The following is a 20,162-nucleotide window of genomic DNA, read 5'->3' as shown; positions in this document are numbered from 1 at the left end:
ACGCAGTGGGAGGTGCCATGAGCGCAGTACGGAGCCTTCGCAAGCTCGGTCGTGCGGCCCTCCTGGGCCCGTCGCCCCGTCACGCCCTCCCCGACGCCATCGAGCACGTGGCCAAGGCGCACCGCGCCCACCACCCGGGCGCCGACCTCGACATCCTGCGCCGCGCCTACGTTCTGGCGGAGTCCTCGCACCGGGGGCAGACGCGCAAGAGCGGCGAGCCGTACATCACCCACCCGCTGGCCGTCACCCTGATCCTGGCCGAACTCGGCGCCGAGACGACGACCCTGACGGCCTCTCTGCTCCACGACACGGTCGAGGACACCGAGGTGACGCTGGAGCAGGTGCGGGCGGAGTTCGGCGAGGAGGTGGGTTACCTCGTCGACGGCGTCACCAAACTGGAGAAGGTGGACTACGGCGCCGCCGCCGAGCCGGAGACCTTCCGCAAGATGCTGGTGGCCACCGGCAACGACGTGCGGGTGATGTCCATCAAGCTCGCCGACCGGCTGCACAACATGCGCACCCTGGGCGTGATGCGGCCCGAGAAGCAGGCGCGCATCGCCCGCGTCACCCGGGACGTGCTGATCCCGCTGGCCGAGCGGCTGGGCGTGCAGGCACTCAAGACCGAGCTGGAGGACCTGGTCTTCGCCGTACTCCACCCCGAGGAGTACGACCGCACCCGGGAGCTGATCCGCGAGCACAACGCCGGCGCCGACCCGCTCGCCGGGATCGCCGAGTCGGTGCGGGCCGTACTGCGCGAGGCGGGCATCGCCGCCGAGGTCCTCATCCGGCCGCGGCACTTCCTCTCCGTCCACCGGGCCCGCGCCAAACGCGGCGAGCTGGGGCCCTGCGACTTCGGGCGGCTGCTGATCCTGGTCGCCGAGAACGCGGACTGCTACGCGGTCCTGGGGGAGCTGCACACCTGCTTCACGCCGATGATGTCGGAGTTCAAGGACTTCATCGCGGTGCCGAAGTTCAACCTGTACCAGTCGCTGCACACCGCGGTCGCCGACACCGGGGGGCGGGTGGCCGAGGTACTGGTCCGCACCCACCGGATGCACCGGGTCGCCGAGGCAGGGGTGATCGCCCTCGGCGATCCGCACCGGACCTCCGGCGCCGACCCCGCCGGCGAGGCGGCCGCCGCGGACGACGGACGCGCCGACCCCACCCGTCCCGGCTGGCTGGAGCGGCTGCTGGAGTGGCAGAGCCACGCACCCGACCCGGACACCTTCTGGGCCGAGCTGCGCGACGACCTCGCCCAGGACCGCGAGATCACCGTCTTCTGCACCGATCCGGGCGGCCCCGGCCGGACCGCCGCCCTCCACCTGCCCGCGGGCGCCACCTGCGTGGACGCGGCCTACGCCCGCTACGGCGCGGCCGGGCACGCCCTGGTCGGCGCCCGGGTGGACGGACGGCTCGCGGCGCTGGGCACCGTGCTGAGCGACGGAGACTCGCTGCAGCTGCTGATGGCTCCCGAGGGCACCTCCGGCCCCTCCCCGCAGTGGCTGGAGCACGCCCGCACCCCCACCGCGCGGATCGCCATCCGCACCTGGCTCGACGCCTGCGCGGAGGACGGCGAGCGATCGGAGGGAACGGGCGGGGAGGACCGTGCGGCCCAGCCGGCCGCGGCCCGGGAGCCCGCCTCCCCTCCGGCCGCCGTACCCGACGGCCCGGACCGGGCCGTACGGGCCCGCGAGAGGCCCGCGGCCGTGGCCGGGCTGCCCGGAGCGCCCGTACGGCTGGCCCGCTGCTGCACGCCGGTGCCGCCCGACGCCGTGGTCGGCTTCGCGGTGCGCGGCGGCGCGGTGACCGCCCACCGGGAGGGCTGCCCCACCGTGGCCCGGATGACCGCCGCCGGGCGCGAGACCGTGGCCGTGCGGTGGCAGGACTCCGGCGCGGGCTGCCGGGTGACGCTGCACGCCGAGTCGCTGAGCCGCCCGCACCTCCTGGCCGACCTGACCGAGGCCATCGCGGCGGAGGGGGCCGCCGTGGTCTCCGCCGAGGTGGAACCGCCCAGGGAGCACCGGGTGCGGCACACCTACACCCTGCGGCTGGAGGACGCCGGGGAGCTGCCCCGGCTGATGCGTGCCATGCGGGAGGTGCCCGGCGTCTACGACGTCGTCCGGGCCACCCGCCCCCAGCCCTGAGAAGCCCGCCAAGGGGCCCGCTCGGGGGAGCCCGGCCCCGCGGGAAGGGCGGGAGGCCGCGCAAACCAGGTGACGGCCGGGCCGCGCCGTGCCACCATCATCGTGTCCGGGGCGGGCCGCGGCCCGTATCCGTACCGGTTCCCCCGTGCTCGTGCCGGCGGGAATGTTCCGGGCACCGCGCACGTTGACCCGGATACCTTCACTCCATCGACGTAAGGACTCACTTGACCCTCTCTTCCTCCCTTCCGCAGAACGGCCAGCGCCTCGCCGAGACGTACCGCCGAGCCGACGCCCTGATGGAGGAGGACGTCGCTTGGAGCCAGGACATCGACGGCGAGCGCGACGGCGACCAGTACGACCGCTCCGATCGCGCCGCCCTCCGCCGCGTCGCGGGCCTGTCCACCGAACTCCAGGACGTCACGGAGGTCGAGTACCGGCAGCTGCGGCTGGAGCGCGTGGTGCTCGTGGGCGTGTGGACCTCCGGCACCGCGCAGGACGCCGAGAACTCCCTCGCCGAGCTCGCCGCCCTCGCCGAGACCGCGGGGGCGCTCGTCCTCGACGGTGTGATCCAGCGCCGCGACAAGCCGGACCCGGCCACCTACATCGGTTCCGGCAAGGCGCACGAGCTGCGCGACATCGTGGTCGAGACGGCGGCCGACACCGTCGTGTGCGACGGTGAGCTCAGCCCCGGCCAGCTCATCCACCTCGAGGACGTCGTCAAGGTCAAGGTGGTGGACCGCACCGCCCTGATCCTCGACATCTTCGCCCAGCACGCCAAGTCCCGCGAGGGCAAGGCGCAGGTCTCGCTCGCGCAGATGCAGTACATGCTGCCCAGGCTGCGCGGCTGGGGCCAGTCGCTGTCCCGGCAGATGGGCGGTGGCGGCTCCGGATCCTCCGGCGGCGGCATGGCCACCCGTGGTCCCGGTGAGACCAAGATCGAGACGGACCGGCGGCGGATCCGCGAGAAGATGGCGAAGATGCGCCGGGAGATCGCGGAGATGAAGACCGGCCGCGACGTCAAGCGGCAGGAGCGGCGCCGCAACAAGGTGCCCTCGGTCGCCATCGCCGGGTACACCAACGCGGGCAAGTCCTCGCTGCTCAACCGCCTCACGGGCGCGGGCGTGCTGGTGGAGAACGCGCTGTTCGCCACCCTCGACCCGACCGTGCGCCGTGCCGAGACCCCCAGCGGGCGCGCGTACACCCTGGCCGACACCGTCGGCTTCGTACGCCATCTGCCGCACCACCTCGTCGAGGCGTTCCGCTCCACGATGGAGGAGGTCGGCGACGCCGACCTGATCCTCCACGTGGTCGACGGCTCGCACCCGGCGCCGGAGGAGCAGCTCGCCGCCGTGCGCGAGGTGATCCGGGACGTCGGCGCGGTGGACGTGCCCGAGATCGTGGTGGTCAACAAGGCGGACGCGGCCGATCCGCTCATGCTGGCGCGGCTGCTGCGCGCCGAGAAGCACGCCATCGCCGTCTCCGCCCGCACCGGGCAGGGCATCGAGGAGCTGCTGGAGCTGATCGACCGGGAGCTGCCGCGCCCGGCCGTGGAGCTGACGGCGCTGGTGCCCTACACCCGCGGCGACCTGGTGTCCCGGGTCCACGCCGACGGGGAGGTCCTCTCCACGGAGCACACCGAGGGCGGCACGCTGCTCACGGCCCGTGTGCACGAGGAGCTGGCGGCCGAACTCAGGGCGTACGTCACCGCGGGCACGGGAGCCTGACCTCTCCGGCGCCGCATACGCCTTCCGAACAGCGCCCACCGGGCCCGTCCCCTCTCCGGGGGCGGGCCCGCGGCCGTGCGGGGCCGGATGCCGGGCGGGCATACTGATCCCATGATCAAAGTGCTGGTCGCCGAGGACATGCACGTGGTGCGGGCGGGGCTGGCGGAGATCCTGGACGGACAACTGGGCATCGAGGTCGCCGGGCAGGCGGCCGACGGCCCGGCCGCACTGGAGGCGGCCCTGCGGCACGGGCCCGACGTCGTGGTCCTCGACATCGACCTGCCCGGTCTGGACGGCATATCGGTGGCCGCACGGCTGCGCGAGAGGCTTCCGGCGTGCCGCTGCCTGATGCTCACCGCGCTGGACCGCCCCGGACTGTTACGCAGGGCACTGAAGGCCGGAGCGGCGGGCTATCTGCTGAAGACCGCCACGCCGGGTGAGCTCGCCTCGGCAGTGCGCACCGTCGCGGCCGGGGGCCGGGCCGTCGATCCCCGTCTGGCCGAACAGAGCTCGGAACTGGGGGAGAACCCGCTGACCGCGCGTGAGGCCGAGGTGCTGCGACTGTCCGCGGGCGGGGCGGGGGCCCGGGAGATCGCCGCGGAGCTATTCCTCGGCGTGGGTACGGTGCGCAACCGCATATCCTCCGCGGTGGGCAAACTCCACGCCCGCACCCTCGTCGACGCCGTCAGGATCGCCGAGCGCAACGGCTGGATCTAGCGGCAGCACGACCGACAGCCGGAACGATCCGTCCCCGGCGGTGAAGGTCAGGGCGCCGCCGAGCACCGCCGCCCGGGCCGCCAGGCCGGCCAGCCCCGCACCGGTGGGCGGCCGGCGGCGCGGAGCGCCGTCGTTGGCGACGGTGAGTTCCACCCGCCCGTCGTGCTCGCTCACGACGATCTCGCAGTTCACGGCCCGGCTGTGCCGCAGGAGGTTGCCGGTGGCCTCCCGCAGCACCGCGCCCAGGCAGTTGCCCACGGCCGGTGACAGCCGGCTGTCCGGCGGGGCGGTGACACGGGTGGTGATGCCGGCCTGGGTGAGCAGCCGCCGGGCGTGGACGATTTCGGCCTGCAGCGACACCGACAGCCGCCCGTGCGCCACCGCCCGTACCTCGGCGTGCGTACGGCGGGCCAGCGCCGCGGTCTCGGCCAGCGCGCGCCGGGTGGGGTCCTGCGAAGCGGGCGCGCCCGCACCACAGGTCCCCGCACGGTGCAGCGCGGACTCGCACCGGACCGCTATCGACACCAGCGAGGACCCCAGCAGGTCGTGCAGGTCCCGGGCGACCCGGTCGCGTTCGCGCTGCTCGGCCAGCCGGGCGGCCTGGGCCTGCGCGGCCTGCGTCCGGGAGGCGAGCAGGGCCAGGTGCGCCACGCCGTAGACGCTGCTGGCCGTGATCACACTGGACACCAGCACGTTCAGGGAGCTGCGCGGGGTGTCGACCAGCGTCCCGGCCAGCAGCGGCCCGCTGGCGACGACACCGGCCGCGATCACCACCGAGGAGGGCGGGGGGACGGTCAGCAGGACCGCTCCGGCCAGAAAGCCCAGCAGGCTGAGCCAGGGGCTGGGGAAGAGCAGGATCGGCAGATAGGTCAGCAGCGCCTGCGCGCCCAGCAGCCACCACCGCCAGCGGTAGGGGAGCCGGTAGGGGGGAGGCGCGTACTGGCCGAGCAGCACGGCGGGCAGGACGATCAGCAGCAGCAGGCCGGTGACCACCGTACGGCGGCTCAGCGGCTGGCTGAGCACGTCCAGCGCGACCAGGGTGAGCGATCCGGCGATCACCAGGGCGACCGTCCCGAAGGCGATCCACGAACTCTGCGGCGCCCGGACGCGGCCCCGCTTTCCGGTGGCCATTCAACCCTCCTTGTGCCGGGAGGAGTTGAGGAGTACCCGGCACCTGTGAAGCCTGTGGGAAGTTGTACGCGGAATCGGTGAAGATCTCACTTCATTTGCGGTCGGACCGGTGGTCGGATCAGCGGCGACCTGTGCTGCCGAGAAGAAGGACACACCGGTGAGAGACCACACACCCCCGCCCGAGGAGTGGGAGGGGTCCGTACTGGCGCTGCAGCGCCGCAGACGCCTGCTGCCCCGCATAGCCCTGGCCGCCGCGGCCCTGCTCACCGCCGAGACGGCGCTCGTCGTCGCCACGTCGGGCCAGGCCGTCGCGCTCCCGGCGAAGAAGACCCAGGCCCCGGCCCGGCCGGAGAGCGGGAAGGGACCGCGGAGCGCCGCGGACATCCCTTCGGCTCGTGTGGCGGCGAGGCTGTCGGGCCGGCGGGTCGAGGCGCTGAGTGAGCGGACGGAGACCTCGACGACGTGGGTGAACGAGGACGGCAGCCTGACCACCGAGCTGTCGGCCGGCCCGGTCCGCTTCCAGCGCGACGGCGAGTGGACCGACGTGGACGTCGAGCTGGTGCGGCGGCCGGACGGCTCGGTCGGGGCGGCCGCCCACCCGGCGGGGCTGAGCCTGGCGGGCAAGGGAGGCGCGCTGCCCAAGTCCCTGGCGGCGGCGGAGAAGGCCCCGGCCCGCGACCTGGTGACGCTGGGGGAGGGGGATGAGCAGATCACCCTGCGGTGGAAGGGCGGCCTGCCCGCCCCGAAGCTGGAGGGCACCCGCGCCACCTACGCCGGTGCGCTGCCGGACGCCGACCTGGTCGTGGAGGCCACCCGGACCGGGTTCGAGCAGTTCGTCGAGATCAACAAGCGCCCGGCCGCGGAGGATTACTCCTACACGCTGCCGCTGAAGGCCGACGGGCTGAAGGTCAAGCAGCAAAGGGACGGCAGCCTGCTGTTCACCGACGCCGCCTCGGGGAAGAAGAAGCGGGCGGTGATGCCCGCGCCGGTGATGTGGGACGCCGCCGTGGACGAGGTCTCCGGTGAGCACACCAACCGGGCGAAGGTCGACTGGAAGGTCGTCAGGACCGGCGACGGCGTCGACCTGGTCATCACCCCCGACGCCGACTTCCTCGCCGACCCGGACACCAGATACCCGGTGACGGTGGACCCCTCCACCTCGGCGCTGTCCAACGTCTTCGACACCCTGGTCAAGCGCGGTGAGACCACCGACTGGTCCACCAACACCGAACTGCACCTGGGCAACCCGGGCACCACCAACCCGGACGGCACCACGAGGCTGTCGCGGTCGTTCATCACCTGGAACACCGCGCCGATCTCCGACGCGCTGGTCTCCAGCGCGAAGCTGTCGCTGTGGAACCTCCACTCCGGCAACTCCGACTGCAAGCCGTACGAGTGGACGATCTGGGAGACCGGGGCCCCCTCCACCGCCACCCGGTGGGACAACCAGCCCTCCTGGGTCGCCCAGCGCCACTCCTCCACCGAGACCAAGGGCCGCGCGGCCTGCGGCGGGGCGGGCTGGATCAACGCCGATGTGACCGGTCTGGTGCAGACGTGGGCGTCGGCGAAGACCTCCCGCGGTCACATGGGCCTGCGCGCCGCCACCGACGCGACGACCCACTGGAAGCAGGTCAGCTCCGCCAACGCCGCCGCCAACCCGCCGAAGCTGGTGGTGAACTACAACTACCGGCCGCGCACCGGCACCAAGCAGGAGGCCGGCCCGCCGTACTTCTCCTACAGCGGCGCCTATGTGGTCAACACCACCACGCCCACGCTGCGGGACACCTTCGTCGACGCCGACGGGGACAAGGTCAACGGCACCTTCCAGATCTACGACAACGCCACCAACTCCCAGGTCGGCGACGTGATCGTCTCCAAGTACGTACCCAGCGGCCAGGTCGCCTCCGTCACCGTCCCCGCCGGGGTGCTGAGCAACGGCAAGACGTACAAGTTCCGCACCAGCCCGTATGACGGGGCGCACTACAACACCGGCTGGTCGGCGTGGAAGACCTTCACCGTCGACACCACGGCCCCCTCCGCCCCCACCAAGATCACTTCCACAGACTACCCGTCGGGTTCCTGGGTCAAGGGCGCCGGGCAGGCCGGCACCTTCACCGTCACCCCGCCCGCCGGCAGCGACCACAACTGGCTGGAGTGGACGCTGGACGGCGTGGCCTGGACCAAGGTCGCCACCGGCGGCTCCAGCGCCGCCAGGAACATCTCCATCACCCCGCCCAAGGACGGCACCCACACCCTCCAGGTGCGGGCGGTGGACAAGGCCGACAACAAGTCCGACGCGATCGAGTACACCTTCCACGCCGGGCCCGGCGGCTTCCTCCAGCCGGCCGACGGCGAGCGCACCGCCCGCCGCCTGCCGCTGGTCGCCGAGGCCGACGAAGCCAAGTACAACGCGGTGTCCTTCTCCTGGCGCCGCTCCGAGGCGGACGACTGGACGCGCATCCCGGCCGGGGACGTCACCTCCGGCGGCACGGCGCTGACCGCCTGGCCGGTGCCGCTGACGGGCGGCAGGAACGCCCGGCTGGTGTGGAACGCCACCGACACCGTCGACCCCGACGGATCGGTGCAGATCAAGGCCGACTTCACCGGCCCCGGAGGCGCCACCGGCGCCACCGGGCCGCTGACCGTCGTCGTCGACCGCAACGCCACCGGCGCCGCCACCAGCCAGGTCGGCCCCGGCTCGGTCAACCTCCTCACCGGCGACTACACCCTGTCGGAGACCGACGCCTCCGCGTTCGAGATGTCGGTGACCCGTACCGCCTCCTCCCGCACCCCTGACAAGGGGGCGACGCAGGAGGGGCAGGCACCGATCTTCGGCAAGGAGTGGGTGACCGGCACGGCCGCGGAGCTGACCGACTCCGACTACACCCATCTGCGCAGGGTCTCCGACACGGCCGTGGACGTGGTGCTGGAGGAGGGCGACGCGATCCACTTCACCGCCAACGCCGCGAAGAACGGCTGGATTCCGGAGCCCGGGGCGGAGGACCTGACCCTCAGGGGCAGCGTGACCGGCTCCTTCACCCTCACCGACACCGAGGGCACGGTCACCACCTTCACCAAGCCCGACGCGGCGGCCACCACCTGGCAGGTCTCCTCCACCCTGCTGGACGGCCTGACCAACTCCACCACCACCGTCGTCTCCGAGACGGTGACCGTCGACGGCAAGAAGCTCGCCCGCCCCAAGCGGGTCATCGCCCCGACCTCGGCCGCCACGACCGCGGCCTGCACCGCGGCCCCGGACACCAAGGGCTGCCGTGCGCTGGAGTTCGTCTACGCCACCGCCACCACCGCCACCGCCGACGCCTTCGGCGACTACAGCGGCCAGGTGAAGGAGCTGCGGCTGTGGTCCACCGCCCCCGGCGCGGCGAACGCCACCGCCAAGGCGGTGCAGACCTACGCCTACGACGCCTCCGGCCGGCTGCGCCAGGCATGGAACCCGCTGATCACCCCGGCGCTGAAGACGGAGTACGCCTACGACGCCGCGGGGCGGGTCACCCAGCTCACCCCGCCCGGTGAGCTGCCGTGGACCTTCGCCTACGGCAAGGCCGGCAGTACCTCCACCGCCGGTGAGGGCATGCTGCTCAAGGCCACCCGGCCGGGTCTGAAGCAGGGCACCGCCGGCACGGTCGAGGGCACCGCGGCCACCAGCGTCGTCTACGACGTGCCCCTGACCGGCAGCGCCGTCGCCCCCTACAACATGGGCGCGAACGACGTCAGGACCTGGGGTCAGCTGGACGCCCCCACCGACGCCACCGCTGTCTTCCCCGCCGACGCCGTCCCCGCCTCCCACACCGGCAGCGCGCTGACCCCGGCCGCCTACCGGCGGGCCCAGGTGCACTACCTGGGCGTCTCCGGACGCGAGGTCAACTCCGCCGCACCCGGCGGTCACATCTCCACCACCGAGTACGACCGCTTCGGCAACACCGTCCGCGAACTGTCGGCCGCCAACCGGGCCGTCGCCCTGGGACTGACGGCCGGTGACCGGGCCGCCCAGGCCGATCTGGGCATCGCCCAGCTCACCCCGGCCGAGCGTGCCGACCTGCTGGCGACGAAGTCGGTCTACAACGACACCGGCGCCCGGGAGCTGGAGGAGTTCGGGCCGCTGCGGCGTGTGGATCTGACCGCAGACCTGAAGTCGGGCACCACCACGCTGGTCCCGGCCGGCACCTCGGTCACCGCCCGGAGCTGGACGGCCAACGAGTACGACGCCGGACGCCCGACCGACGGCACCGCCAAGGTCAGGGACCAGGTCACCAAGGTCACCACGGGCGCGCAGGTGCGCGAGCACCCCACCGTCCACGGGGAGACCCGGGTGACGCAGACCGTCTACGACTGGGCCAAGGGCCTGCCGGTCAGGTCGATCCAGGACCCCGGCGGCCTGGCGATCACCACCACCACCGAGTACGACGGGCAGGGCCGGGTGATCAAGACCATGAACACCGGCAGTACCGGAACCGACGCAGGTACGGTGGTCACCGCCTACTGGTCCGCGAGCGGCACCGGCGCCTGCGCCGGACGCCCTGAGTGGGCTGATCTGGTGTGCTCGGTCGGACCCGGCGGAGCGATCACCGGTGGAGGTTCCAACCCCGCCCAGCTGCCGACCACCACTACCGAGTACGACTGGTGGGGCAACGCGACCAAGGGGGTCGAGACCGCCAATGGCGTCACCCGCACCACCACCACCGCCCATGACGCCGCGGGGCGTCCCACCACGGTGAAGATCACCGGTGGGGTCGGCCAGGCGGTACCCGAGGCCACCACCGAGTACGACCCGGCCACCGGACAGGCCGTCAAGACCGTCTCTCCGACCGGCGGCACGATCACCCGGGCGTACGACAAGCTCGGCCGTATCATCTCCTACACCGATGCCGACGGGGGAAAGACCACCACCGAGTACGACCTGCTCGACCGGCCGGTGAAGGTTTCCGACACCGTCCCGTCCACCGTCACCTACACCTACGACCACGCTGCCGAGCCCCGAGGCCTGGCCACGAAGACCACCGACTCCGTCGCGGGCACCTTCTCGGCCACCTACGACGCCGACGGCTCTGTCGCCACCGAGAAACTGCCCGGCGGCTACACCCTCACCGTTACCGAGGACACAACCGGTTCGACCACCGACCGCACCTACACCCGCGACAGCGACGGCACCGTCGTGATGTCCGACGCGGTCACCGAGTCCGTCCACGGGCAGAACACCAGCCATGCCGGCTGGTCCGACCAGACCTACCGCTACGACGCGGCAGGCCGACTGGTCACGGTCGAGGACACCGTAGAGACCGTTTGCACCCGCCGGACCTACGGCTTCGACAAGCACAGCAACCGCACATCCCTGACCGCTGCCGCCGGAGCCCCCGGCGCCGACTGCCCCACCACCGGAGGAACCACCAGGACACACACTTACGACAGCGCCGACCGTCTCGTCGACTCCGGTTACACCTACGACGCGTTCGGCCGTACCACGGCCCTGCCCGGCGGCGTGAGCGTGGGCTACTACGCCAACGACCTCGCCTACCAGCAGACCGCGAACGGCAAGCGCCAGACCTGGAAGCTCGACGCCAACCTGCGCTTCCGTTCCTGGACGGTGGAGACCAACAACGGCGGGACCTGGTCCCCGACCGACAACAAGGTCAACCACTACGACGGGGACAACGACAATCCCCGCTGGATCGTCGAGAACACCGCCACTGGCGCCCTGACCCGCAATGTGGACTCCCTCTCCGGAGACCTCGGTGCGATCACCAGCGGCACCGGCCACACCGTGCTCCAGCTCAGCGACATCCACGGCGACGTCGCTCTGCAGCTCCCGCTCGCCGCGGGGGAGGCACCGGTAGCCCTGGACACCGATGAGTACGGCAACCCGCGCGGCAAGCAGGACGCGGCCCGCTACGGCTGGCTCGGCGGCAAGCAGCGCTCGAGTGAGACCGTGGCCGGCTACACCCTCATGGGCGTACGCCAGTACAACCCCGCCACCGGCCGTTTCCTGTCCGTCGACCCCGAGCAGGGCGGTAACGCCAACGCCTACGAGTACTGCAACGCCGACCCCGTCAACTGCTTCGATCTCGACGGCAAGTGGAGCTGGCGCAAGGCGTGGCGCAAGACCAAGCGCTGGGCGTGGCGCAACAAGTGGGACATCGCCCTCACCGCGGCCGGTTTCATCCCCGGCCTCGGCGCCGCGGCCTGGGGTTACCGCGCTTACCGCGGTTACCGCGCCATCCGGGCCGCGCGGACCATCGCACGCAGTTGCCGCCGTAACTCCTTCCTTCCCGAGACGCCGATCGTCATGGCCGACGGGAGCACCAAACCCATCAGCGAGGTGAAGGTCGGCGACCGTGTGCTTGCGGCGCACGAGGTGACAGGCGAGATCACCGTCTCCCCCATCACCGACGTCATCATCGGTGACGGGCTCAAGGACTTGGTCACGCTGTCGGTGGACGCAGACGGCGACGGACGGTCCCAGCAGATCACCGCCACGGCCGAGCACCCCTTCTACGCCCAGGGACGGGGGTGGGTCAACGCATCCGAGCTGCGCACCGGGGAGCGCCTGATGACCCCGGAGGGGCCGGTGCCCGCCGTCACCGGCACCAGCCGCACCCAGGAGATCCGCACCGTCCACAACCTGACCGTCGCCGGCAGCCACACCTTCTTCGTGGTGGCCGACGGCCAGTCGGCGCTCGTCCACAACTGCGCTCGCCGGATTCCCAAGAAGAGAGGCTGGAAGGATCTGCGCACGCCCACGAAGTACAAGTCGAAGGCAGCGGCCATCGCCGCTGCCAGGCGCGACGCCCGCATGGGCGGGCGCTGCCGGTACCGTGGCGTGTGTTCGTCGAACAACCACGTCCACGTGGACTACTTCAACAAGCGTGGGCAGATATCGCACACCCGTCACTACAACTGGTGACAAAGGATGCTGAGGAATGCCCGGCCGATTCAGTCGGCCGGGCGTTCCGGTTGGCGCCGCTTGTGTGTAAGCACTGGGAAAGGCGGGGAACCGATGAGCGTTTCCGAAGCGTTGAGCAGCCTCGTGGCCGCACTGACCGAGCATGCGGAAGTGATGTCCGAGCAGAACGTCCCGCCGGAGCGGGCCGTCGACGTCATCGAAAGGGTGCGGGCCGCCGCAGCACGCTACTCGGACGAGACATTCGAGTCGTCGGGTTGGGGCAGCCCGTTCTCCGACATGTTCGAAGAGGAGGATGTGGACGCCGAAAGCGGTGTCGGGGAGGTGCCGGATGGAGCGGAACGCATCAGCGTCACGGGCCGCTGGGACTTCGTGGTGTCCGACCGGGACGCGTGGATCGCATACGTCAACAGGCGGCTGGAAGAGGTCGGCGCCTCCGACTGCGCCCCCGGGCTGAGTAGTGCGGCCCAGGCAGCACACGAGATCCTCACGCACAGTGACCCCTTCGGGGCCTATACGTCGCACGGGCTGGCCGAGGGCGGCAAGGACTGGGGCATCGAGCAGGTCTCGAAGACCCTTTCGGAGATGACGGACGAGGAACGGTACGCATGACCGGCCTCTCTCCGGAACTGCTGATGTGACAGTGCCACAGGGGTGCCGGAGGATCCGGCACCCCTGTGGCACCGCTCGCTGTGGGGGAGGAAGCATGAGCGGATTCGAGCAGGTCGGCGGTCCGGCCGGGATCGGGCGGAGCCCTGCGGGTCCGGGGAGGGTGGGGTTCCGGGTTGCGGTGGTGTTCCGGAACGTATGGTTCCTGACCGCGGTGACCGCGGGGACGGCGGTCGCGAGGGGGAGGGCCTCCTGTCGTTCGCGGCGGATCTTCCGGTTGCGGTCCTGCTGGGTTACGTCCTGGTGGCCCTCTTCTTTCCGCCCGGGGTGAACCACGCGGACACGGCCGGACGGTGGCGTGAGGGGTTTCCGCGTGCCACGGCCGCCGAGCGGTTCGTCTGGTTCCTGTCCTGGCCGGCCGCCGGGGTCGTGGTGGTGTTCGCAGTGGGGATCGTCCGCGGCCCGGTCTTCTTCGGGGGAGGCCTGGCCGGCCTTCTGGGCGGGGCCGTCTCCCTTCTGCTCGATCCGGTCTCCGCCGTGCCGGCGGCGGCTTTGGCGGCCTGGTGCGCGCTGTCCCCGGAGGTGTGGCCGGTCAAGGGGCGCTGTCTGCGGTGCTGGAGTCTGCGCCGCGGGCCACGGGAGGCGGCGGCGGGCCGACCGTGATCCGGGTCACGCTCCACCTGGCGGCCCGGGGCGCGGCCGTACGATGGGCGTGACGGCGCGCATCCCGCCCCGGGAGCGCGACCCTACCCACCTTCGAGGAGTCGGCACCGTGCTGCGCACCATGTTCAAGTCGAAGATCCACCGTGCCACGGTCACCGAGGCGGATCTCCACTACGTGGGGTCCGTCACGATCGACGCGGACCTGATGGAGGCCGCCGACCTGCTGCCCGGAGAGCTGGTCCACATCGTCGACATCACCAACGGCGCCCGCCTGGAGACGTACGTCATCGAGGGGCGGCGCGGCTCCGGTGTGATCGGGATCAACGGCGCGGCCGCGCACCTGGTCCACCCCGGGGATCTGGTGATCCTCATCAGCTACGCGCAGATGGACGACGCCGAGGCGCGCTCCCACCGGCCCGCGGTGGTGCACGTGGACGCCGACAACCGCATCGTGGAGCTGGGCAGCGACCCGTCCGAGCCGGTGCCCGGCAGCGACACGGTACGCAGCCCGATGGCCATGGTCTGACCGTCCGGCGCGACACTCCCGCCCGTGCGCGAGGGCCCCGCCGCCCCCTGAAGGGAGCGGCGGGGCCCTCGGCGTACCGTCTCCGGCGCGTTCAGTTCTTGCCGGCGAACTTCTCGCTGACGCCCTCCAGGACGCCCTCGGCCTCCTCGCCCAGCCGCGGACCGGCCAGCCAGGTGTGGTCGATCGTGCCGATGGAGGTGACCGACACCAGCGTCCGCTCACCGGAGCCCTCCCCGGCGAACCAGCCGCCGCCGGAGGAACCGCCGGTCATGGTGCAGCCGATGCGGTACATCGTGGACTCCGACTCGCTCAGGGTCAGCCGGCCCGGACGGTCGGTGCAGGTGTGCATGGTGAGCCCGTCGAAGGGCGGGGCGGCGGGGTAGCCGTAGGCCCGCACGGAGGAGAGGGAGGCCACCGAAGGCTTGCCGAAGTCGACCGGTACGGCGGTGCCGACGGTCTCCTCCAGCGACTTGCCGCTCTTGTCCTCGGCCTCCACACGCAGCACGGCGAAGTCCTGCGAGGCGCCCAGGCCGCCGGTCTCGGACCCGTTGGAGATCCAGTGCTCGGTCGTCTGCGCCCAGGTCGCCCAGAACACGCCGTGCGGCGCGACATCAGTGGGGGAGGCCTGCTCCAGTTCGGAGACCCTCAGCGCCGAGTCGTTGTAGGCGGGCACGAAGACGACGTTGCGGAACCAGCCGCCGGCCGAGCCCGCGTGCACGCAGTGCCCGGCGGTGGCCACCAGATTGGACTTCCCCGGGCTGCGGGGGTCCTCGACGACGGTGCCGGAGCAGACCATGGGGCCCTTGGGGGTGTCCATGAACACCTTGCCCACCGCCGGGGCGTTCTCCCGGTACGGCGTCGCGACCGGCCGGGCCTTCCTCGGCGCGGGGTCGGGGTCGGTGACGCCCTCGTCCCCCTCACCGCCGGTACCGCCGCCCGTGCCGCCGCCGTCGGCGTCCGAGTCGACCCTGCGGTCGTTCTCCTCGGCGTCCTTCATCCGCTCCGGATCCCACAGGCCCTCGATGATCGGGTTGACGAAGTCCCTGGCCTCACGCAGCCAGTCGTCCTTGTCCCAGTTGCGCCACTCCCCGTTCTTCCACTTCTCGGGGTCGAAGTCCTTGAGGGCGGCGGGCAGTTCCTCCGGCAGACGCAGGCCGTCGATACCGGGCCCGCCCTCCCCGTCCGGCGCGGTGGCACTGGGACCGGCCTGCGCACCGGACTCGTCCTCGGCGGGGCCGCACGCGGCGGCGGTGACGGCCAGGGCCGCGGCGACCGCCGCCGCGGCCAGCGCGGACCGCCTCCTGCTCGTAGCTGACATGGACTGAGAATCCCCCTGAAACGGAACGCCGCACCTGGCGGCCTGTCATGGGCCCCGCCGAGCGGGGCGGGCCCCACTATGCCGGTGCTCCGGGGGACGGCACACAGCGGGTCCGCGGTTCCAACTCGCCCGGGAGACGGGGATCTCGCCCCGGACCGTGATCCGGCGGGGGCGCCGTCGTTGGTACGGGCGAGGACACGGTGCCGCCGGTACGAGCGGCACCGTGCCACGGGAACCGGACGACCACGCACCGGTGCGGTGCCCTCACCCCAGGGAGACTTCCGTGAACGCATGTCCCGCTCCGGACGGGATGACGACGCAGGAGGCGGCGGACCCGGCGGGAGGACGGCCCGCCGGGTCCGCGGGCCCGGCCGCACCGGCCGTACCCGCGGAGCCCGGCGTACCCAGGCAGCCGCGCCGCGCCGTGCCACCGGCGCACACCGGTGAGCGGGAGGCGGGCGACCCGCTGGAGCACCCCGATCCGCTGGAGCACCCCGACCCGGTCGCGGCCGCCGACGCCGCGGCCGCCGAGAACCTGCTGCGCTGCTGGGTGCGGGAGAACGGCCTGCCCCGGCCCGGCGGCGCCGGCGGCCCCGGGAGAACGGGCGGCTTCGCGGGCGGAGCCGTTCTCCGCGTCGCACTGGCCTCCTGCGGCCTGGTGCTGCGGGTACCGGTCCACCACTGGTCCGCCACCGGCTGGCACCGCTTCGGCCCGCCGGCCCTGGAGGGAGCCGCGCCCGGCACCGCCCCCGTCGACGCCGTGACCCTGGCCGCCCTGCTGGCGCGGGAGGCCGCGCACCGCGGCCCCACGGCCTCGGGGCCCGCCGTGGGAGAGGGCGCGGAGCTGGTCGGCCGGGTCGCCGACTCCGTACGCCGTACCGCGGTCTTCCTCGCCGACCGCCGCGCCCGCCCCGAGAGGTCGCCGGCCGCCGACCCGTTCCTGGACGGCGAGCAGTCCCTGATCCTGGGGCATCCGCTGCACCCGGTGCCCAAGAGCCGCGAGGGCATCACCGACGCGGAGGCGCGCGACTGGTCCCCGGAACTGCGCGGGTCCTTCCCCCTGCACTGGATGGCCGTCGACCGCTCCGTGCTGGCCTCCGACTCCGCCTGGACCGACCGCGGCCGGACCGTGCCCGCCGAACGGATCGCCGCCGAGCTGGCCGGGCCCGGGCTGCGCCTGCCGGAGGGGACGGTCCCCCTTCCGCTGCACCCCTGGCAGGCCCGGGAAGTGCGGCACCGCCCCGCCGTCGCGGCACTGCTGGAGGCCGGTCTGCTGCACGACCTCGGCCCGCACGGCGGCCCCTGGCACCCGACGTCCTCCGTGCGCACCGTCCACCGGCCAGGCGTACCCGCCATGCTCAAGCTCTCGCTGGGCCTGCGGATCACCAACTCCCGCCGGGAGAACCTCCGCAAGGAACTGCACCGCGGAGTGGAGGTGCACCGGCTGCTGCGCACCGGCCTGGGCGCGCGCTGGCGGGCGGCCTTCCCCGGGCGCCCGGGTTTCGACATCGTGCGCGACCCCGCCTGGCTCGCCGTCGACGACGGCGGCGGGGAGCCGGTGGCCGGACTGGACACCGTCATCCGTCACAACCCCTTCGGGCCCGGTGACGACGCCGTGTGCCTGGCCGGGCTGGCCTCCCCCCGGCCCTGGCCCGGTGAACCCCGCGGCGCGCTCCGCTCCCGGCTGGCCGACACCGTCACCCGGCTCGCCGCCGGTACGGGGCGACCGGTGGCCACCGTCGCCGTCGAGTGGTTCCTGCGCTACCTCCACACCGTCGTGCGCCCCGTGCTGTGGCTGGACGCCGAGGCGGGCGTCGCCCTGGAGGCGCACCAGCAGAACACCGTGGTCCTGCTCGACGGCGACGGCTGGCCGGTGGGCGGCCGCTACCGCGACAACCAGGGCTACTACTTCCGCCAGTCCCACCGCGAGGCGCTCCGGCGGCGACTGCCGGGCATCGGCGCGGACAGCGACACCTTCGTCGCCGACGAGGTCGTCGACGAGCGCTTCGCCTACTACCTGGGCGTCAACAACATGCTGGGCCTCATCGGGGCGTTCGGCTCCCAGGGCCTGGCCGACGAGGGGCTGCTGCTCGCCGCGCTGCGCCGCTTCCTCGCCGGCGCCGACCGCCCCGGCGACGGCGCCGGCAGGTCGCCGCTGCCCGCTCTGCTGCTGGATTCCCCGGTCCTGCGCTGCAAGGCCAATCTCCTCACCCGGCTGCACGGACTTGACGAGCTGGTCGGACCGGTGGACACCCAGTCCGTCTACGTCACCGTCGCCAACCCCCTGGTGAAGCCCTGAACCGCCCGGACCGCCCAGGAGGCACCGTCATGACCACCGGTGTTCCACCGGCCCGCACCGCACCCGCCGCGCGCGTCCCGGCGGGCGCCGACGTCCTCGGCCCGCATCCGCCCGCCGGCCCGTCCGCCGCGCAGTACGGCATCACGCCGGAGCCCGCGTCGCGGCCGGATCTGCTGGACGACGTCGCCGACTGGGGGCCGGTCACCACGGCCGCCGGGGTCTTCCGGCTCGTCCCCGTCCGTCCCGAGCGCGATCTGCGGCTGATCACCGCCTGGATGAACGACCCCGCGGTGGCGGCGTTCTGGCACCTGGCAGGCCCCGCCGGGACCACCGCCGCACACCTGCGCGCCCAGACCGGCGGCGACGGGCGCAGCGTGCCGTGCCTGGGGGTGCTCTCCGGCATCCCCATGAGCTACTGGGAGATCTACCGCGCCGATCTCGACCCGCTCGCCCGATACCACCCGGTGCGCCCGCACGACACCGGGCTGCACCTGCTGATCGGTGGCGCGGCGGACCGGGGCCGCGGGGTCGGCACGGTGCTGCTGCGGGCGGTCTCGGACCTCGTCCTGGACCGGCGGCCGGCGTGCGGCCGCGTCATCGCCGAGCCCGACATCCGCAACGTCCCCTCCGTCGCGGCCTTCCTGCGGGCGGGCTTCCGGCTGGCCGCCGAGGCCGACCTGCCGGGCAAACGCGCCGCCGTGGTGGTCCGCGACCGGGCGCTGCGCCACGCCCTGTGACCCCCCGGGTGGGCTGTGGGCCGTACCGGGCACGGCTGTCGGCGGCGCCGCGTAAGGTGGCGGTCCTATGACCAAGCCCGCCCTCACCGACCTCCTCCACGCCGCCGTCACCGCCGTCGGAGGCACCGAGCGACCCGGCCAGGTCGCCATGGCCGAAGCCGTGGCCGAGGCCATCGACAGCAACGTCCACCTGCTGGTCCAGGCGGGCACCGGGACCGGCAAGTCGCTGGGATACCTGGTGCCCGCCCTGGCGCACGGCGAGCGCACGGTCATCGCGACCGCGACGCTCGCCCTGCAGCGGCAGCTGGTCGAACGCGACCTGCCGCGCACGGTCGAGGCACTCCATCCGCTGCTGCGCCGCCGCCCCGAGTACGCCATGCTCAAGGGCCGCTCCAACTACCTGTGCCTGCACCGCCTCCACGAGGGGGTGCCGCAGGACGAGGAGGACGGCCTGTTCGACCCCTTCGAGGCGGCGGCCCCGACCAGTCGGCTGGGCAAGGACCTGCTGCGGCTGAGGGACTGGGCGGACGAGACCGAGACCGGCGACCGCGACGACCTGACCCCGGGCGTCTCCGACCGGGCCTGGTCCCAGGTGTCGGTCTCCTCGCGGGAGTGCCTGGGAGCCACCCGCTGCGCCTACGGGGCGGAGTGCTTCGCGGAGGCGGCGCGCGAGCGGGCCAAGCTCGCCGAGGTGATCGTCACCAACCACGCGCTGCTGGCCATCGACGCCATCGAAGGTGCGCCGGTGCTTCCCGGCCATGAGGTCCTGATCGTCGACGAGGCGCACGAGCTGGTCTCCCGGGTCACCGGGGTGGCCACCGGCGAGCTGACGCCGGGCGGGGTCAACCGGGCGGTGCGCCGTGCGGCCAAGCTGGTCGACGAGAAGGAGGCCGACCGGCTGCAGACGGCCGCGGAGGGCTTCGAGCGGCTGATGGAGCTGGCGCTTCCGGGCCGGCTGGAGGAGATCCCCGAGGATCTGGGGTACGCCCTGACGGCGCTGCGCGACGCGGCCCGCGCGGTCATCACCGCGCTGGGCAGCACCCGCGACCGGTCCGTCCAGGACGAGGACGCCGTCCGACGCCAGGCCCTGGCCTCGGTGGAGAACGTCCACGCGGTCGCCGAGCGCATCGTGCAGGGCTCGGAGTACGACGTCGTCTGGTACGAGCGACACGACCGCTACGGCGCCTCGCTGCGGGTCGCCCCGCTGGCGGTCTCCGGGCTGCTGCGGGAGAAGCTGTTCGAGGAACGGTCGGTGGTCCTGGCCTCCGCCACGCTCAAGCTCGGCGGGGACTTCGACGGGGTGGGCGCCTCCCTCGGGCTGAGTGCGGAGGGACGGGTCACGGAGACCGGCGGGGCGGCCGAGCACCCCGGGGGCGCC

The 20,162-nt window shown here is 72.8% G+C and carries 12 protein-coding genes; 10 read left to right on the top strand and 2 right to left on the bottom strand.

The window, feature by feature from the left end:
* Positions 1 to 17: 17 nt before the first annotated feature.
* The 3 genes from L7D48_RS06410 (at position 18) to L7D48_RS06400 (ending at position 4,585) form a co-directional block, all read left to right on the top strand.
* On the top strand, positions 18 to 2,144 hold the full coding sequence (locus L7D48_RS06410) for a bifunctional (p)ppGpp synthetase/guanosine-3',5'-bis(diphosphate) 3'-pyrophosphohydrolase (protein ID WP_237877905.1): 2,127 nt from the start codon (positions 18 to 20) through the stop codon (positions 2,142 to 2,144).
* A 224-nt stretch (positions 2,145 to 2,368) separates the two neighbouring features.
* Positions 2,369 to 3,868: a GTPase HflX gene (gene hflX, locus L7D48_RS06405; RefSeq protein ID WP_237877904.1), complete on the top strand. Its 1,500-nt coding sequence runs from the start codon at positions 2,369 to 2,371 to the stop codon at positions 3,866 to 3,868.
* 111 nt (positions 3,869 to 3,979) lie between these two features.
* The gene (locus L7D48_RS06400) at positions 3,980 to 4,585 is read left to right on the top strand and encodes a response regulator transcription factor (RefSeq protein ID WP_237877903.1); all 606 of its coding nucleotides are present in this window, start codon (positions 3,980 to 3,982) and stop codon (positions 4,583 to 4,585) included.
* Here L7D48_RS06400 and L7D48_RS06395 read toward each other — a convergent pair.
* The gene (locus L7D48_RS06395) at positions 4,472 to 5,716 is read right to left on the bottom strand and encodes a sensor histidine kinase (RefSeq protein ID WP_237877902.1); all 1,245 of its coding nucleotides are present in this window, start codon (positions 5,714 to 5,716) and stop codon (positions 4,472 to 4,474) included. The two genes, L7D48_RS06400 and L7D48_RS06395, sit on opposite strands and share 114 nt — an antisense overlap.
* A gap of 397 nt (positions 5,717 to 6,113) precedes the next feature.
* On the opposite strand from L7D48_RS06395, the gene L7D48_RS06390 reads away from it, so the two are divergent.
* The 4 genes from L7D48_RS06390 to panD all read left to right on the top strand — a co-directional run bounded on the left by L7D48_RS06390 (position 6,114) and on the right by panD (position 14,430).
* Positions 6,114 to 12,635 (top strand): polymorphic toxin-type HINT domain-containing protein, encoded by a 6,522-nt coding sequence (locus tag L7D48_RS06390; protein WP_237877914.1) that lies wholly within the window; start codon positions 6,114 to 6,116, stop codon positions 12,633 to 12,635.
* A 93-nt stretch (positions 12,636 to 12,728) separates the two neighbouring features.
* On the top strand, positions 12,729 to 13,244 hold the full coding sequence (locus L7D48_RS06385) for a hypothetical protein (protein WP_237877901.1): 516 nt from the start codon (positions 12,729 to 12,731) through the stop codon (positions 13,242 to 13,244).
* Positions 13,245 to 13,439: 195 nt separating this feature from the next.
* Positions 13,440 to 13,904, top strand: coding sequence for a hypothetical protein (locus tag L7D48_RS06380; RefSeq protein WP_237877900.1), 465 nt, complete (start codon positions 13,440 to 13,442; stop codon positions 13,902 to 13,904).
* Positions 13,905 to 14,013: 109 nt separating this feature from the next.
* Entirely contained in the window at positions 14,014 to 14,430 is a 417-nt protein-coding gene (panD, locus tag L7D48_RS06375; protein WP_093662665.1) for an aspartate 1-decarboxylase, read from the top strand.
* Between the two features lie 91 nt (positions 14,431 to 14,521).
* On the opposite strand, the gene L7D48_RS06370 is transcribed toward panD, so the two are convergent.
* Positions 14,522 to 15,748 (bottom strand): serine protease, encoded by a 1,227-nt coding sequence (locus L7D48_RS06370; RefSeq protein ID WP_237877899.1) that lies wholly within the window; start codon positions 15,746 to 15,748, stop codon positions 14,522 to 14,524.
* A gap of 310 nt (positions 15,749 to 16,058) precedes the next feature.
* Between L7D48_RS06370 and L7D48_RS06365 the strand changes: the two genes are divergently transcribed.
* From L7D48_RS06365 to L7D48_RS06355, 3 genes are all read left to right on the top strand, one after another.
* On the top strand, positions 16,059 to 18,047 hold the full coding sequence (locus L7D48_RS06365; RefSeq protein WP_237877913.1) for an IucA/IucC family siderophore biosynthesis protein: 1,989 nt from the start codon (positions 16,059 to 16,061) through the stop codon (positions 18,045 to 18,047).
* Positions 18,048 to 18,076: 29 nt separating this feature from the next.
* Entirely contained in the window at positions 18,077 to 18,784 is a 708-nt protein-coding gene (locus L7D48_RS06360; protein WP_237877898.1) for a GNAT family N-acetyltransferase, read from the top strand.
* 67 nt (positions 18,785 to 18,851) lie between these two features.
* Positions 18,852 to 20,162, top strand: a 1,311-nt coding sequence (locus L7D48_RS06355; protein ID WP_237877897.1) for an ATP-dependent DNA helicase, incomplete at its 3' end; no start/stop codon positions are given.

Origin of the sequence: Streptomyces sp. ICN903, from assembly GCF_022015835.1 — a bacterium.
Classification (GTDB): Bacteria; Actinomycetota; Actinomycetes; order Streptomycetales; family Streptomycetaceae; genus Streptomyces; species Streptomyces fenghuangensis.
The sequence above is the reverse complement of the archived record's forward strand: the minus strand, read 5'-3'. Positions and strand labels throughout refer to the sequence as shown.

Excerpts from the sequence above, each read along its gene's own strand:
- L7D48_RS06370 (WP_237877899.1), bottom strand. The coding sequence starts at position 15,748 with ATGTCAGCTACGAGCAGGAGGCGGTCCGCGCTGGCCGCGGCGGCGGTC.
- L7D48_RS06395 (WP_237877902.1), bottom strand. The coding sequence starts at position 5,716 with ATGGCCACCGGAAAGCGGGGCCGCGTCCGGGCGCCGCAGAGTTCGTGG.
- L7D48_RS06365 (WP_237877913.1), top strand. The coding sequence starts at position 16,059 with ATGACGACGCAGGAGGCGGCGGACCCGGCGGGAGGACGGCCCGCCGGG.
- L7D48_RS06410 (WP_237877905.1), top strand. The coding sequence starts at position 18 with ATGAGCGCAGTACGGAGCCTTCGCAAGCTCGGTCGTGCGGCCCTCCTG.
- L7D48_RS06380 (WP_237877900.1), top strand. The coding sequence starts at position 13,440 with ATGGTTCCTGACCGCGGTGACCGCGGGGACGGCGGTCGCGAGGGGGAG.
- L7D48_RS06400 (WP_237877903.1), top strand. The coding sequence starts at position 3,980 with ATGATCAAAGTGCTGGTCGCCGAGGACATGCACGTGGTGCGGGCGGGG.
- L7D48_RS06360 (WP_237877898.1), top strand. The coding sequence starts at position 18,077 with ATGACCACCGGTGTTCCACCGGCCCGCACCGCACCCGCCGCGCGCGTC.
- L7D48_RS06385 (WP_237877901.1), top strand. The coding sequence starts at position 12,729 with ATGAGCGTTTCCGAAGCGTTGAGCAGCCTCGTGGCCGCACTGACCGAG.